Source organism: Pseudomonas sp. NPDC089422, from assembly GCF_044749405.1.
Lineage (GTDB): Bacteria > Pseudomonadota > Gammaproteobacteria > Pseudomonadales > Pseudomonadaceae > Aquipseudomonas.
Map to the genome: position 1 here is coordinate 325,941 of NZ_JBIVHW010000003.1, position 14,312 is coordinate 340,252.

Consider the following 14,312-nt stretch of genomic DNA (forward strand, 5'->3'; position numbering starts at 1 on the left):
CCAGTGATATTGAAACCCGGCCATCGCGCCGGGTTTTTCTTTCATCACGCCAAGCTTGAAGTGATTCTAGTTATCACTTAATAATGAATATCATTATCCAGTCACCCGGCGATGATGTTCATGAAACCCGTCCTCCGCGAACTGCCCTACCTGGAAAACTGGCGCTGGCTCAGCCGGCGCATCCGCTGCGCGCTCGAGCCCGACGAACCGCGCCTGATCGAGCACTACCTGGCCGAAGGCCGTTACCTGGTGTGCTGCACCGAAACGTCGCCATGGACCGTGGCACTGACCTCCTTCCGCCTGCTGCTGGATACCGCCTGCGACCGCATGTTGCCGTGGCATTGGCGCTGCCTGTGCCTGGATCAGGCCTGGCGCCCACTGCTCGACCTGCGCAACCTCGATCGCCGCGAGCAGAACCAGCGCTGGCAGCCCTATGCCTTGCAGCTGGCCAACTGCCGGCTGCTGCCGTCGATTTCTCCCGATGAACTGATGCAAGGATTTGAAGATGAGTGATACCCGTATCGAGCGTGACAGCATGGGCGAGCTGCAGGTCCCGGCCAAGGCCCTGTATGGCGCCCAGACCCAGCGCGCGGTCGACAACTTCCCGATCAGCGGCCAGCGCATGCCGGCCCAGTTCATCCGCGCCTTGTTGCTGGCCAAGGCCGCTGCGGCCAAGGCCAACATCGAGCTGGAACAACTGTCGGCAGGGCAGGGCCAGGCCATCGTCAAGGCGGTCGAGCAACTGCTGACCGAAGATTTCATCCAGCACTTCCCGGTTGATGTGTTCCAGACTGGCTCCGGCACCAGTTCGAACATGAACGCCAACGAGGTGATCGCCACCCTGGCCAGCCGCGTGCTCGGCGAAGCGGTCAATGCCAACGACCACGTCAACTGTGGGCAGAGCAGCAACGACATCATCCCCACCACCATTCATGTCAGTGCCGCGCTTGCGCTGCATGAGCAACTGCTGCCTGCGTTGAGCCACCTCGTTCAGGTGATCGAAGCCAAGTCGTCCCAGGTCCATCAGTATGTGAAGACTGGCCGTACCCACCTGATGGATGCCATGCCGGTGCGCATGAGTCAGGTGCTCGATGGCTGGGCTGCCCAGATCAATGGCGCCAAGGCACACCTCGAAGCGACCCTGCCGAGTCTGCAGGCACTGGCCCAGGGCGGCACTGCGGTGGGCACCGGGATCAACGCCCACCCGCAGTTCGCTGCTGGCTTCGCGCGCCAGCTGAGCAGTCTCACCCAGGTCGAGTTCACCCCCGGCCATAACCTGTTCGCGCTGATTGGCTCCCAGGACACCGCCGTGGCGCTGTCTGGCCAGCTCAAGACCACCGCCGTGGCGTTGATGAAGATTGCCAACGACCTGCGCTGGATGAACTCAGGCCCCCTGGCCGGCTTGGGTGAAATCGAACTTCAGGGCCTTCAGCCGGGCTCGTCGATCATGCCGGGCAAGGTCAACCCGGTCATCCCGGAAGCCACTGCCATGGTTGCTGCCCAGGTGATCGGCAATGACGCCACCATCGCGGTGGCCGGCCAGTCGGGCAACTTCGAGCTGAACGTGATGCTGCCGGTGATCGCCCGCAACCTGCTGGAGAGCATCGAGCTGATGGCCAATGCCAGCCGCCTGCTGGCCGACAAGGCCATTGCCAGCTTCAAGGTCAACGAGGGCAAGCTCAAGGAAGCCCTGGCACGCAACCCGATCCTGGTCACCGCGCTGAATCCGATCATCGGCTACCTCAAGGCTGCTGAAATCGCCAAGACCGCTTACCAGCAGGGCCGCCCGATCATCGACGTGGCACTGGAGCACACCGACCTGTCGCGCGATCAGCTCGAAGCACTGCTGGACCCGGAAAAGCTCACCGCTGGCGGCATCTGACACGCCACGGCGCCCAGAGGAAACATCGTCATGCAGCACTGGAAACGCACGACCGAGACGGCCAACCGCCTGTTCGAACAGGACGAGCTGGTCGACGCCCGGGAGCACTACCTGCAAGCACTGGCCCTGGCTCAGGTGCTGTTCGAGCGCTGGCATGACGTCGATGAGGCGGTGGCCGCTCTGGTCATCGCCCATCACAACCTGGCCGACCTGCACTTGCGCCTGAATCAGCCGCACGAGAGCGCCGACTACCTGTGTGCCGCACATCAGCGATTGCTCCAGGCCAGCCAGGAAGCCCGCTTGCCGCAGGCGCTGCGTGATGCCGCGCTGCGCCACAGTGGGCGCACGTACACCGAACTGCTGAGTTTCATAGCCGAGTACGGCCAGTACCCGCGTACCGAGCGCCTGCTCAACCGCCACGTCGCCGACACCGGCGAGCTCGCTACCGCGCCGAACATGGCGCCCAGAACCCATGCCTACGGAATCCATTGATATGCCGCATACCTTGCCTGCACTGCCTTACGCCTACGATGCGCTGGAACCGCACATCGACGCGCAAACCATGGAAATCCACCACACCAGGCACCACCAGACCTACGTCAATGGCCTGAACGCGGCCATCGAGGGCACCGAGTGGGCCGAATGGCCGGTCGAGAAACTGGTCGGTGCGGTCCGGCAGCTGCCTGAGAACCTGCGCGGGCCGGTCACCAACCATGGTGGTGGTCATGCCAACCACAGCCTGTTCTGGACGGTCATGTCGCCGCAGGGTGGGGGGCAACCGCAGGGTGAGCTGGCCAAGGCCATCGACGCCGAGCTGGGTGGTTTCGAGGCGTTCAAGGAGGCCTTCACCAAAGCGGCGCTGACCCGTTTCGGCAGCGGCTGGGCGTGGCTCAGCGTGACCCCGCATAACAAGCTGGTGGTGGAAAGCAGTGGTAACCAGGACAGCCCGCTGATGCATGGCAATACGCCGATCCTCGGCCTGGACGTGTGGGAGCACGCCTATTACCTGAAGTATCAGAACCGTCGCCCGGAATACATTGGCGCCTTCTACAACGTGATCGACTGGGCGGAAGTGGATCGCCGCTATCACGAAGCCCTGAAGTGAGTCGGCCCGGTATGCGCTCTGAGGTGATGTCTGTCAGCAGTGTGCGCCTGTTCCGGTTGGCGCTGGGAACCTTGCTGCTGCTGGCCGGCACAGCGCTGCTGCTGGCTCGCGGCATTGCCTGGCTGGACCTGGAGCCGCGCATGTTGCGTGCCCTGGAGGGCGGTGCATTGTGCGCATTGGGGACGGCGCTGGGCGCAGTACCGGTGCTGGTGATTCGCAATATGCCGGTGGCCTTGGCCGATACCTTGCTGGGCTTCGGGGCGGGGGTGATGTTGGCGGCCACGGCCTTCTCACTGATCATCCCCGGGCTGGATGCCGCCCAGGCCATCGGTTTCAGCCCTTGGGGCGCCGGTGGCCTGATCAGCTTCGGCCTGATGCTCGGCGCCCTGTGCCTGTTCCTGGTTGATCTCAAGGTCTCCGGTGCTTCGCCGGAGGCGCTGGTTGGCAGCGAGAACCAGCCGGTGATCGCTGCAAGGATCTGGTTGTTCGTGATTGCCATCATCGCCCACAACATTCCTGAAGGCATGGCCATCGGTGTGTCTGCCGGCGGTGGTATGGCCGACGCCGACAGCCTGGCCATGGGCATAGCCTTGCAGGATGTGCCTGAGGGGCTGGTGATAGCCCTGGTGCTGGCAGGAGCGGGGATGCCACGGTTCAAGGCGTTCCTGATCGGTGCCGCCTCTGGCCTGGTCGAGCCATTGGCTGCCGTGATCTGTGCCTGGCTGGTGAATATGGCGGAGTTGCTGTTGCCGGTCGGCCTGGCCTGTGCAGCTGGGGCGATGCTGTTGGTGGTGACTCAGGAGATCATTCCCGAGTCGCGCAGCAACGGGAATCACCGCCTGGCCAGCCTTGGGCTGTGCATCGGCTTTTGCCTGATGATGGTGATGGATACGGCAATGTCGTGATTCGCCGTGAGCCTGGCAAGGCCGCTCCTGCAGAGACCAACCGTCTTTTGGGCTACTCGCCTTCGTCGAAGAAGTTGTTGATCAATGCCACCAGCGCTTCCAGCGCATCGCTATCCTGCTCCCCTTCGGTCAGCAAGTGCACCTGGGTGCCTTTGCCCGCCGCCAGCATCATCACCGCCATGATGCTCTTGCCGTCCACCATCTTGTCGGGAGCGCGGCCGACGCGGACCTGGCACGGGTATTTGCCGGCCACGCCGACGAACTTGGCTGCCGCCCGGGCATGCAGCCCCAGCTTGTTGATGATGGTGATTTCGCGGGCGGGCATCGTGCGGTGGATCCTGTGGGCTAGAGGTCGCGGTGGCGAACCTGGACGTTTTTCAGGGATTGCTGCAACAGCTGGCCGAGGCGTTCGGTGATGTAGACCGAGCGGTGGTGGCCCCCTGTGCAGCCAATGGCGATGGTGACATAGGCGCGGTTGCTGGCAGCAAAGCGTGGCAGCCATTTGAGCAGGTAGCCGGAAATATCGTTGAACATTTCTTCGACGTCCGGCTGTGCGGCCAGGTAGTCGATGACCGGTTGCTCCAGGCCGGAATGTTCGCGCAGCTCCGGTTTCCAGTACGGGTTGGGCAGGCAGCGTACATCGAACACCAGGTCGGCATCGACCGGCATCCCGCGCTTGAAGCCGAACGACTCGACCAGAAAGGCAGTACCGGGCTCGGGCTGGTTGAGCAGGCGCAGTTTTATCGTGTCGCGCAGCTGGTAGAGGTTGAGGCTGGTGGTGTCGATCTTCAGGTCGGCAAGGTCGGCAATCGGCCCCAGCAGTTCGCTTTCGACGCGGATTGCTTCGGCCAGCGAGCGGTCGGCGTTGGTCAGCGGGTGACGTCGACGGGTTTCCGAGAAGCGCTTGAGCAGGGTGTCTTCGTCGGCATCGAGAAACAGCACGTCACACTGGATGTGGCGCCCACGGGCCTCCGCCAGCAGTTCGGGGAAGCGCGAAAGGTGGCTGGGCAGGTTGCGCGCATCGATCGATACCGCCACCTTGGGTTGCAGCAGTTCGGTATTGATCAATGCATTTTCCGCCAGCTGCGGCAGCAGCCCGGCGGGCAAGTTGTCGATGCAGTAGAAACCGTTGTCTTCCAGTACGTCGAGGGCGGTGCTCTTGCCGGAGCCGGAGCGGCCGCTGACGATGATCAGGCGCATGTTCAGTGCTCGTTCTGTGCGTCCAGGACAACCTGGAACAGGGCCTCGCTGCTACCGGCGGCACGCAGGCGATCACGGACCTCCTTGCGATCGAGCATGCTGGCGATCTGGCGCAGCAGTTCAAGATGGGCATCGGTGGCCGCCTCTGGCACCAGCAGGACGAACAGCAGATCCACCGGGGCGCCATCGATGGCGTCATAGTCGATCGGCGCATCCAGGTGCAGCAGTGCACTTACCGGGGCAGCGCAGCCTTCAAGTCGGCAGTGGGGAATGGCAATGCCATTGCCAAAGCCGGTCGAGCCCAGTTTTTCGCGAGCGATGAGCTTTTCGAAGACGTCTTGCATCGCAAGCTCGGGTACTTGCTCGGCAATCAGGTTGGCGACCTTTTCCAGGGCGCGCTTCTTGCTGCCGCCCGGCACGTTCACCAGGGAACGGCCGGGGGTCAGGATGGTTTCAAGTCGGATCATGGATGAGAGGGATCAGCGGGCGGCTGCACCTTGCAGCAGGCTTTGCTGTTTTTCCTTGTGTTTTTTCAGTTGGCGGTCGAGCTTGTCGGCCAAGGCGTCGATCGCTGCATACATGTCTTCGTGTTCCGCGTTGGCAACCACTTCACCGCCAGGAATCTGCAGGGTCGCCTCGACCTTCTGCTGCAGCTTCTCGACTTTCATGATGACCTGCACGTTGGTGATCTTGTCGAAGTGACTTTCCACGCGAGCGAGCTTTTCAAGCACATAATCGCGCAGTGGCTGGGTGACTTCTACATGCTGTCCACTGATATTGACTTGCATACAGCTTCTCCTTTGTTGCCCGTGCATAAAGAGGCAGGTATTGCACCTGCCCCACAAACGCTGTGGCACATCCGGGGGCTACATCAGTCGCTTGCGCTCGCTCGACGGTGCGATGCCGAGGGACTCGCGGTACTTGGCGACGGTGCGACGGGCTACCTGGATGCCTTGTGCCTCCAGTAAACCAGCGATCTTGCTGTCACTCAATGGCTTTTTCTGATTTTCCGCAGCAACCAGTTTCTTGATGATCGCGCGGATCGCCGTAGACGAGCATTCTCCGCCTTCGGCAGTGCTGACGTGGCTGGAGAAAAAGTATTTCAGTTCGTAGATACCACGCGGGGTGTGCATGTATTTCTGCGTGGTCACCCGTGAAATGGTCGACTCATGCATGCCCACCGCTTCGGCGATGTCATGCAGGACCAGCGGCTTCATCGCTTCGTCGCCGTGGTCGAGGAAGCCGCGCTGGTGTTCGACGATCTGCGTGGCGACCTTCATCAGCGTTTCGTTGCGGCTTTGCAGGCTCTTGATGAACCAACGTGCCTCTTGCAGCTGGTTGCGCATGAAGGTGTTGTCGGCGCTGGTATCGGCGCGGCGAACGAAGCCGGCGTACTGCGGGTTGACCCGCAGGCGAGGGATCGCCTCCTGGTTCAGCTCGACCAGCCAGCGGTCGCTGTCCTTGCGCACGATCACGTCAGGCACCACGTATTCCGGTTCGCTCGACTCGATCTGCGAACCGGGCCGCGGGTTGAGGCTTTGCACCAGCTCGATCACCTGGCGCAGTTCGTCTTCCTTGAGCTTCATGCGGCGCATCAGCTGGCTGTAGTCGCGGCTGCCGAGCAGGTCGATGAAGTCGGTGACCAGGCGCTTGGCTTCGCTCATCCAGGGCGTGCTGGCAGGCAGTTGACGCAATTGCAGCAGCAGGCACTCGCCCAGGGAGCGGGCGCCGACACCGGCTGGCTCGAACTGCTGGATGCGGTGCAGTACCGCTTCTACCTCGTCGAGTTCGATGTCCAGCTCCGGGTCGAAGCCTGCGCAGATTTCTTCGAGGGCATCTTCCAGGTAGCCCTGGCCGTTGATGCTGTCGATCAGGGTGATGGCGATCAGGCGGTCGGTATCGGACATCGGTGCCAGGTTCAGCTGCCACAGCAAGTGGCTCTGCAGGCTTTCGCCGGCCGATGTGCGAGTGGTGAAGTCCCACTCGTCGTCATCGTTGCTCGGCAGGCTGCTGGCGCTGGTCTGGTAGATATCTTCCCAGGCGGTGTCGACCGGAAGCTCGTTGGGGATTCGCTCGCTCCACTCACCGTCTTCGAGGGTTTCGGCAGTGGTGGTGCTTTCCTGGAAGCTGTTGTCCTGGACTTCGGCGGCCGGCTTGTTCTCGGCGTTGTCCGCCATCGGGTCGCTGTTGTCGAAGTCGTCGCCGTCTTCCTGACGTTCGAGCATCGGATTGGACTCCAGCGCTTCCTGGATTTCCTGCTGGAGGTCCAGGGTGGAGAGCTGAAGTAGGCGGATGGCCTGTTGCAACTGCGGGGTCATCGTCAGTTGCTGGCCCATTTTTAGGACGAGCGATGGTTTCATGGCTGGGGCTTAATACCTTGTTCGCCGGCGCGCATGCGCCATCCACTACACGAGGGCGCCGGAGCGCCAAATTCAAGCAAGTTTTATGCCTCAAATTGTAGCGTTTGCCTAGAGCACTGTAACAACTTAAGCCCCGACCGGGCGTTAATGCCAGTGCTCCAGGCAGGTTCCGGGGGTCAGAGTCGGAACTCGTGCCCCAGGTAGACCTCCTTGACCAGGTCGTTGGCGAGGATGGTCTCGGCGTCGCCTTCGGCGATCAGTCGACCGTCGTTGACGATGTAGGCGGTCTCGCAGATATCCAGGGTTTCACGGACGTTGTGGTCGGTGATCAGTACACCGATACCCTTGGCCTTGAGGTGGTGGATGATCTGCTTGATGTCGCCCACGGAGATCGGGTCGACACCGGCAAACGGTTCGTCCAGCAGGATGAACTTCGGTGCGGTAGCCAGGGCGCGGGCAATTTCGACGCGGCGGCGCTCGCCACCGGAAAGGCTCATGCCGAGGTTGTCGCGGATGTGGCTGATGTGGAATTCCTGCAGCAGGCTTTCCAGTTCCTTGCGCCGGCCTTCGCGGTCGAGGTCCTTGCGGGTCTCGAGAATGGCCATGATGTTGTCGGCCACCGACAGCTTGCGGAAGATCGAGGCTTCCTGCGGCAGGTAGCCGATACCGGCGCGGGCGCGGCCGTGCATGGGCTGGTGGCTGACATCGAGGCTGTCGATCAGTACGCGCCCCTGGTCGGCCTGGACCAGCCCCACGATCATGTAGAAGCAGGTGGTCTTGCCGGCGCCGTTGGGGCCGAGCAAGCCGACGATCTGCCCGCTGTCGATCGACAGGCTGACATCACGCACGACTTGCCGCCCCTTGTAGCTCTTGGCCAGGTGCTGGGCTTTGAGGGTTGCCATTTACTCGGCCTTCTTCTTCGGCTGGATCACCATGTCGATGCGCTGACGTGGTTGAGTCACGTTGCCGCCACGACCGGCGGTCGCAACCTGGGTCTTGGTGTTGTAGATGATCTTCTCGCCTTCGGTGGTGTTGCCTTCATTCTCGACCTTGGCGCGGTCGGTGAGGATCACCGTGTCTTTCTGCGCCTGGTACTGGATGGTCACCGCCCAGCCTTTCATCTTGTCGGGCTTGGCCGTGCTCTGTTGCTGCTCGAAGTAGGCCAGGTTGCCCACCGAGGTCACCACGTCGATGTCGCCATTGGCGGCACGTGTCATGGTCACGGTGTTGCCTTTGATCATCATGGAGCCCTGGGTGATGATCACGTCGCCGGTGTAGGTGGCCACGCCCTGCTTGTCGTCCAGGTGTGCGTTGTCGGCCTGGATGCGGATAGGCTGGTCACGGTCGGTCGGCAGGGCGAAGGCGCTCGCGCTTCCCAGTGCTGCGCTCAGGCTGAGCAAAAGGGGGAGGGTTTTAACGAGCCTCATACTGTCCTCTTACGTTAGAGAGCAAGTCCATCTTGCCTTCTTTCAAATACGCTTTCATTCCTTTACCCGTAGTTGTGCCACCGGCACCGTCGATTCTAACGGCTTGCTCGGTCTGCGCATATTGCTTCTGCGGGAATACGGTCATGCGGGAGCTGGTAACGACGAGTTCACGCTGCTTTTCGTCGATGCGCTGCACGCGGACGTTGTCGATCAGCTCGACTTCGGTGCCATCCGGGTTCACCTCGGCACGTTCGCTCTGCACGTGCCAAGGGTACTCGGTGCCCCGGTACAAGTGCAGGTCGGGCGTGGTCAGCAGGGTGACATCGCTGGCCCTGAGGTGCTCGACCTTGTCGGCGGTCATTTCGTATTGCAGCTTGCCGTCGGGCATGAACTGCACACTGTGCGCGTTGATCGCGTAATAGTCGATGGCACTTTCGTCAACCTGGGCCACCGGCTTTTCGAGGAAGCTCTCGGGGCTGACATTCCAGTAGCCGATTGCCGCCAGCAGGGCGGCAATCACCGCGAGCAGCGCAATATTGCGGGCTTTCTTGCTGAACATGGGCAGCCTTAAAGGTAGTTGGCGTTGGCAGCGTCCAGGGTGTCCTGGGCCTGCATGATCAGTTCGCAGAACTCGCGTGCAGCACCCTCGCCGCCGCGGGCCTGGGTTACGCCGTGGGCATGCTGGCGAACAAACGGCGCGGCATTGGCCACGGCAATACCCAGGCCTACACGGCGGATCACCGGCAGGTCGGGCAGGTCGTCGCCCAGATAGGCGACCTGTTCATAGCTTAGGCCCAGTTCGGCGAGCAGGCCGTCGAGCACGACCAATTTGTCTTCGCGACCCTGGTAAAGGTGAGGGATGCCGAGGTTCTTTGCCCGGCGCTCTACCACTGGGGTCTTGCGTCCGCTGATGATCGCCGTGGTGACGCCCGAGGCCATGAGCATTTTGATGCCTTGGCCATCAAGGGTGTTGAAGGTCTTGAATTCGCTGCCATCTTCGAGAAAGTAGAGGCGGCCATCGGTCAGTACGCCGTCGACATCGAAAACGGCGAGCTTGATCGCCTTGCCGCGTTGCATGAGATCTTGGGTCATCGGTTCGTTCTCCTTTACATCACGCCGGCGCGCAGCAGGTCGTGCATGTTCAGGGCGCCGGTCGGGCGGTCGTCCTTGTCCACGACCACCAGGGCGCTGATCTTGTGGTCTTCCATGATCTTCAGGGCCTCGGCGGCAAGCATCTCGGCGCGAGCAGTCTTGCCATGCACGGTCATTACCTGATCAATCAGCGTGGTGTGCACGTCGATATTGCGGTCCAGGCTGCGGCGCAGGTCGCCGTCGGTGAAGATCCCGGCCAGCTTGCCATCGGCGTCCACGATCACGGTCATGCCCAAGCCTTTGCGGGACATTTCAAGGAGTGCGTCCTTGAGCAGTGTGCCGCGCTGCACCTGAGGCAGCTCGTCACCGGCGTGCATGACGTTCTCGACCTTGAGCAGCAAGCGGCGGCCCAGGGCGCCGCCAGGGTGCGAGAAGGCGAAGTCCTCGGCGGTGAAACCGCGGGCTTCGAGCAGGGCGATGGCCAGCGCGTCACCCAGCACCAATGCGGCAGTGGTGGAGGAGGTCGGGGCGAGGTTCAGCGGGCAGGCTTCCTGGGTGACGCTGGCGTCGAGATTGACCTCGGCGGCCTGCGCCAGGGGCGAGTCCGGATTGCCGGTCAGGCTGATCATCTGGATCCCCAGGCGCTTGATCAGCGGCAGCAGGGTCACGATCTCGGCGGTGCTGCCGGAGTTGGACAGGGCCAGAATGACGTCATCGCGGGTGATCATGCCCATGTCGCCATGGCTGGCTTCAGCCGGATGCACGAAAAATGCCGGCGTGCCGGTGCTGGCCAGGGTGGCGGCGATCTTGTTGCCGATATGCCCCGATTTGCCCATGCCGACCACCACGACCCGACCCTTGCTCGCCAGGATCAGCTCGCAGGCCTTGACGAAATTGGCGTCGATGCGGGCCACCAGGCCTTCTACGGCCTCGAGTTCCAGGCGCAGGGTGCGCTGGGCGGAGTGGATCAGCTCGCTGGATTGGCTCATGTCGAAAAGCAATGCCTGATTAAAAGGCGGCGATTATAGCCGCAATACAAGAAAGCCTCATCCTTTCGATTCCCTCTCGAATGTCATCAAAGCCTGTCGATGGCCTGAACGACCTGTTTCCATACCCTTGGGGACGCGCGGTCAGCGGTGCTATAGTTCGCCGCTATTCGGCCTGCCAGGGGTGTGTGTGCCTTCACGATGAGGGCCGGCGTCCATTAGTGCGAGGCTGCACTAGCAAGGAGTCTAGATGAGTGTGGATAGCGCCTACGCGGTCGAGTTGAAGGGAGTCACCTTCAAGCGCGGTTCGCGCAGCATTTTCAGCAATGTCGACATCCGTATCCCGCGTGGCAAGGTCACCGGGATCATGGGGCCGTCGGGTTGCGGCAAGACCACGCTGCTGCGCCTGATGGGCGCGCAGCTAAGGCCGTCGAGCGGTGAAGTGTGGGTGGCGGGGCAGAACCTGCCGAGCCTTTCGCGCAGCGACCTGTTCGACGCACGCAAGCAGATGGGCGTACTGTTCCAGAGCGGTGCGCTGTTCACCGATCTCGATGTGTTCGAGAACGTCGCTTTTCCTTTGCGCGTGCATACCCAGCTTTCGGACGAAATGATCCGTGACATCGTGTTGATGAAACTGCAGGCGGTCGGCCTGCGCGGTGCCATCGACCTGATGCCGGACGAGCTGTCCGGCGGCATGAAGCGCCGGGTGGCGCTGGCCCGGGCGATTGCCCTGGACCCGCAGATCCTGATGTACGACGAACCGTTCGTCGGCCAGGACCCGATTGCCATGGGTGTGCTCGTGCGCTTGATCCGTCTGCTCAACGATGCCCTGGGCATCACCAGCATCGTGGTCTCTCACGACCTGGCCGAAACCGCCAGTATCGCCGATTACATCTATGTGGTCGGCGATGGCCAGGTGCTGGGCCAGGGTACGCCGGACGAGCTGATGGGCTCGGACAATCCGCGCATTCGCCAGTTCATGAAAGGCGACCCGGACGGCCCGGTGCCATTCCACTTTCCCGCGCCTGACTACCGCGCCGATCTGCTGGGGGCGCGGTAATGCGCAGAAAATCCTTACTCGAACGTATCCGCCTGCTCGGGCGCTCGGCGATCGACGTGCTGGCCGTGCTCGGGCGCTCGTGCCTGTTCCTGTTCCATGCGCTGATCGGCCGTGGCGGCATTGGCGGTGGTTTCCAGCTGCTGACCAAACAGCTGTACTCGGTGGGCGTGCTGTCGCTGGCGATCATTGTCGTTTCCGGCGTGTTCATCGGTATGGTGCTGGCCTTGCAGGGTTACAGCATCCTGACCAAGTACGGTTCCGAACAGGCGGTCGGGCAGATGGTCGCCCTGACCCTGCTGCGTGAGCTTGGCCCGGTGGTCACCGCGCTGCTGTTCGCTGGCCGCGCAGGTTCTGCGCTGACCGCCGAAATCGGCAACATGAAGTCCACCGAGCAGCTGTCGAGCCTGGAAATGATCGGCGTCGACCCGCTCAAGTACATCGTCGCGCCACGCCTGTGGGCCGGCTTCATCTCGCTGCCGCTGCTCGCGCTGATCTTCAGCGTGGTCGGCATCTGGGGTGGTTCATGGGTTGCAGTCGACTGGCTGGGCGTTTACGAAGGCTCGTTCTGGGGCAACATGCAGAACAGCGTTTCCTTTACCGACGACGTGCTCAACGGGCTGATCAAGAGCCTGGTGTTCGCCTTCGTCACGACCTGGATTGCCGTATTCCAGGGGTACGACTGCGAACCCACCTCAGAGGGGATCAGCCGTGCCACCACCAAGACCGTGGTCTACGCCTCGTTGGCTGTGCTGGGTCTGGACTTTATTTTGACCGCCTTGATGTTTGGAGATTTCTGATGCAAAACCGCACCCTGGAAATCGGTGTCGGCCTGTTCCTCCTGGCCGGGATCCTGGCACTGCTGCTCCTGGCCCTGCGTGTCAGCGGGCTGTCGGCCAGCCCGAGCAGCGATACCTATAAAGTTTATGCGTACTTCGACAATATCGCCGGTTTGACGGTCAGAGCTAAAGTGACCATGGCCGGTGTAACGATCGGCAAGGTCACCGCCATCGATCTGGACCGTGATTCCTACACCGGTCGGGTGACGCTGCAGCTGGACAAGGCGGTCAACAACCTGCCGACCGACTCCACTGCTTCGATCCTGACCGCCGGCTTGCTTGGCGAGAAGTACATCGGTATCAGCGTGGGCGGTGAGGAAGACGTGCTCAAGGACGGCTCGACCATCCATGACACTCAGTCGGCGCTGGTACTGGAAGATCTGATTGGCAAGTTCCTGCTCAACTCCGTTGGCAAGGAACCCAAAGAAGCGCAACCGGCTAATTAAGGAGTTTCCATGATTTCGATCCTGCGACGTGGCCTGCTGGTGCTACTGGCGGCCTTTCCCCTGTTTGCCCTGGCCGCGCAGTCGCCGCACGATGTGGTTCAGAGCACGACCACCGAGCTGCTGGGTGAGCTCAAGGCCAACAAGGAGCAATACAAGTCCAACCCGCAAGCTTTCTACGACGCGCTTGACCGGATCCTCGCGCCGGTGGTCGATGCCGACGGTATTTCCAAGAGCATCATGACCGTCAAGTATTCGCGCAAGGCCACGCCCGAGCAGATGCAGCGCTTCCAGGAAAACTTCAAGCGCAGCCTGTTCCAGTTCTACGGTAACGCACTGCTTGAGTACAACAACCAGGGCATCGTCGTAGACCCGGCCAAGGCCGATGACGGCAAGCGCGCCTCTGTAGGCATGAAGGTCACCGGCAACAATGGCGCCGTGTACCCGGTGCAGTACACCCTGGAAAACCTGGGTGGCGAGTGGAAGGTGCGTAACGTTATCGTCAACGGCATCAACATCGGCAAGCTGTTCCGCGACCAGTTCGCCGACGCCATGCAGCGCAACGGCAACAACCTGGACAAGACCATCGACGGCTGGGCCGGCGAAGTGGCCAAGGCCAAGGAAAAGGCCGATGAATCGCCAGAGAAGACCGTCAAATGAGTGAGACCGCTGTAACCATGGCCGAGCCGGGCGTGTTGTGCCTGGCCGGCGAACTGGATTACCGCAGCGGGCCGGCCCTGCGCAAGCAGGGCAAGGCGCTGATCGGCGCCTGCCGTGAGGCGCGTCTGGTGCTGGATTGTTCGGCCGTGGCGCGCTCTACCAGTGTTGGCCTGTCGCTGCTGCTGGCGTTCATCCGTGACGCCGAGGCCGTCGGCAAGGCCGTCGAGGTGCGTGGCATGCCCGACGACATGCGGGAAATCGCCGGGGTCTATGACCTTGACGAGGTGCTGGCAAGCTGATGGCTTGGCAGTAATGAGAGGCCCCTCGGTCGCGTGCCCCTTCGTTGGGCTTCGCAG

20 protein-coding genes are annotated in these 14,312 nt (G+C 62.0%); 10 read left to right on the forward strand and 10 right to left on the reverse strand.

What is annotated here, in order from left to right:
• Positions 1-111 precede the first annotated feature (111 nt).
• The 5 genes from ACIPZ8_RS07625 to ACIPZ8_RS07645 are packed head-to-tail and all read left to right on the forward strand — an operon-like array spanning position 112 to position 3,892.
• Positions 112-513: a hypothetical protein gene (locus ACIPZ8_RS07625; protein ID WP_060484655.1), complete on the forward strand. Its 402-nt coding sequence runs from the start codon at positions 112-114 to the stop codon at positions 511-513.
• Positions 506-1,882 (forward strand): class II fumarate hydratase, encoded by a 1,377-nt coding sequence (locus ACIPZ8_RS07630; RefSeq protein ID WP_400721090.1) that lies wholly within the window; start codon positions 506-508, stop codon positions 1,880-1,882. The genes ACIPZ8_RS07625 and ACIPZ8_RS07630 overlap by 8 nt, the downstream gene beginning before the upstream one ends.
• A 30-nt stretch (positions 1,883-1,912) precedes the next feature.
• Complete coding sequence (locus ACIPZ8_RS07635) at positions 1,913-2,374, forward strand: hypothetical protein (RefSeq protein ID WP_400721093.1); 462 nt, start codon at positions 1,913-1,915, stop codon at positions 2,372-2,374.
• Between the two features lies 1 nt (position 2,375).
• Positions 2,376-2,987, forward strand: a complete 612-nt coding sequence (locus tag ACIPZ8_RS07640) for a superoxide dismutase (protein WP_400721563.1) — start codon at positions 2,376-2,378, stop codon at positions 2,985-2,987.
• 11 nt (positions 2,988-2,998) lie between these two features.
• Complete coding sequence (locus tag ACIPZ8_RS07645) at positions 2,999-3,892, forward strand: ZIP family metal transporter (RefSeq protein WP_400721096.1); 894 nt, start codon at positions 2,999-3,001, stop codon at positions 3,890-3,892.
• A gap of 52 nt (positions 3,893-3,944) precedes the next feature.
• On the opposite strand, the gene ACIPZ8_RS07650 is transcribed toward ACIPZ8_RS07645, so the two are convergent.
• The 10 genes from ACIPZ8_RS07650 to ACIPZ8_RS07695 all read right to left on the reverse strand — a co-directional run bounded on the left by ACIPZ8_RS07650 (position 3,945) and on the right by ACIPZ8_RS07695 (position 10,960).
• Positions 3,945-4,217: an HPr family phosphocarrier protein gene (locus ACIPZ8_RS07650; protein ID WP_400721099.1), complete on the reverse strand. Its 273-nt coding sequence runs from the start codon at positions 4,215-4,217 to the stop codon at positions 3,945-3,947.
• A gap of 20 nt (positions 4,218-4,237) precedes the next feature.
• Positions 4,238-5,092, reverse strand: a complete 855-nt coding sequence (rapZ, locus tag ACIPZ8_RS07655; protein ID WP_400721102.1) for an RNase adapter RapZ — start codon at positions 5,090-5,092, stop codon at positions 4,238-4,240.
• A 2-nt stretch (positions 5,093-5,094) separates the two neighbouring features.
• Complete coding sequence (gene ptsN, locus ACIPZ8_RS07660) at positions 5,095-5,559, reverse strand: PTS IIA-like nitrogen regulatory protein PtsN (RefSeq protein WP_400721105.1); 465 nt, start codon at positions 5,557-5,559, stop codon at positions 5,095-5,097.
• Positions 5,560-5,571: 12 nt separating this feature from the next.
• A complete protein-coding gene (hpf, locus tag ACIPZ8_RS07665; RefSeq protein ID WP_003255135.1) occupies positions 5,572-5,880 on the reverse strand; it encodes a ribosome hibernation-promoting factor, HPF/YfiA family in 309 nt (102 codons plus the stop codon).
• Positions 5,881-5,958: 78 nt separating this feature from the next.
• Complete coding sequence (locus ACIPZ8_RS07670; protein WP_400721108.1) at positions 5,959-7,452, reverse strand: RNA polymerase factor sigma-54; 1,494 nt, start codon at positions 7,450-7,452, stop codon at positions 5,959-5,961.
• A 176-nt stretch (positions 7,453-7,628) separates the two neighbouring features.
• A complete protein-coding gene (lptB, locus tag ACIPZ8_RS07675) occupies positions 7,629-8,354 on the reverse strand; it encodes an LPS export ABC transporter ATP-binding protein (protein WP_400721111.1) in 726 nt (241 codons plus the stop codon).
• Complete coding sequence (lptA, locus tag ACIPZ8_RS07680) at positions 8,355-8,879, reverse strand: lipopolysaccharide transport periplasmic protein LptA (RefSeq protein ID WP_079229603.1); 525 nt, start codon at positions 8,877-8,879, stop codon at positions 8,355-8,357.
• Complete coding sequence (lptC, locus tag ACIPZ8_RS07685) at positions 8,866-9,438, reverse strand: LPS export ABC transporter periplasmic protein LptC (RefSeq protein WP_400721114.1); 573 nt, start codon at positions 9,436-9,438, stop codon at positions 8,866-8,868. The genes lptA and lptC overlap by 14 nt, the downstream gene beginning before the upstream one ends.
• An 8-nt stretch (positions 9,439-9,446) precedes the next feature.
• The gene (locus ACIPZ8_RS07690) at positions 9,447-9,971 is read right to left on the reverse strand and encodes a KdsC family phosphatase (RefSeq protein ID WP_400721117.1); all 525 of its coding nucleotides are present in this window, start codon (positions 9,969-9,971) and stop codon (positions 9,447-9,449) included.
• 14 nt (positions 9,972-9,985) lie between these two features.
• Positions 9,986-10,960 carry a KpsF/GutQ family sugar-phosphate isomerase gene (locus ACIPZ8_RS07695; RefSeq protein WP_400721119.1) on the reverse strand — a complete coding sequence of 325 codons (975 nt, stop codon included), beginning with the start codon at positions 10,958-10,960 and terminating at the stop codon, positions 9,986-9,988.
• Between the two features lie 247 nt (positions 10,961-11,207).
• On the opposite strand from ACIPZ8_RS07695, the gene ACIPZ8_RS07700 reads away from it, so the two are divergent.
• The 5 genes from ACIPZ8_RS07700 to ACIPZ8_RS07720 are packed head-to-tail and all read left to right on the forward strand — an operon-like array spanning position 11,208 to position 14,255.
• On the forward strand, positions 11,208-12,017 hold the full coding sequence (locus tag ACIPZ8_RS07700) for an ATP-binding cassette domain-containing protein (RefSeq protein WP_043213285.1): 810 nt from the start codon (positions 11,208-11,210) through the stop codon (positions 12,015-12,017).
• Complete coding sequence (gene mlaE, locus ACIPZ8_RS07705; protein ID WP_054885955.1) at positions 12,017-12,814, forward strand: lipid asymmetry maintenance ABC transporter permease subunit MlaE; 798 nt, start codon at positions 12,017-12,019, stop codon at positions 12,812-12,814. The genes ACIPZ8_RS07700 and mlaE overlap by 1 nt, the downstream gene beginning before the upstream one ends.
• Positions 12,814-13,299 (forward strand): outer membrane lipid asymmetry maintenance protein MlaD, encoded by a 486-nt coding sequence (gene mlaD, locus ACIPZ8_RS07710; RefSeq protein ID WP_054885956.1) that lies wholly within the window; start codon positions 12,814-12,816, stop codon positions 13,297-13,299. The genes mlaE and mlaD overlap by 1 nt, the downstream gene beginning before the upstream one ends.
• 9 nt (positions 13,300-13,308) lie before the next feature.
• Positions 13,309-13,956: a phospholipid-binding protein MlaC gene (locus tag ACIPZ8_RS07715; RefSeq protein ID WP_400721121.1), complete on the forward strand. Its 648-nt coding sequence runs from the start codon at positions 13,309-13,311 to the stop codon at positions 13,954-13,956.
• A complete protein-coding gene (locus tag ACIPZ8_RS07720; protein ID WP_400721124.1) occupies positions 13,953-14,255 on the forward strand; it encodes a lipid asymmetry maintenance protein MlaB in 303 nt (100 codons plus the stop codon). The genes ACIPZ8_RS07715 and ACIPZ8_RS07720 overlap by 4 nt, the downstream gene beginning before the upstream one ends.
• Positions 14,256-14,312: the final 57 nt, after the last annotated feature.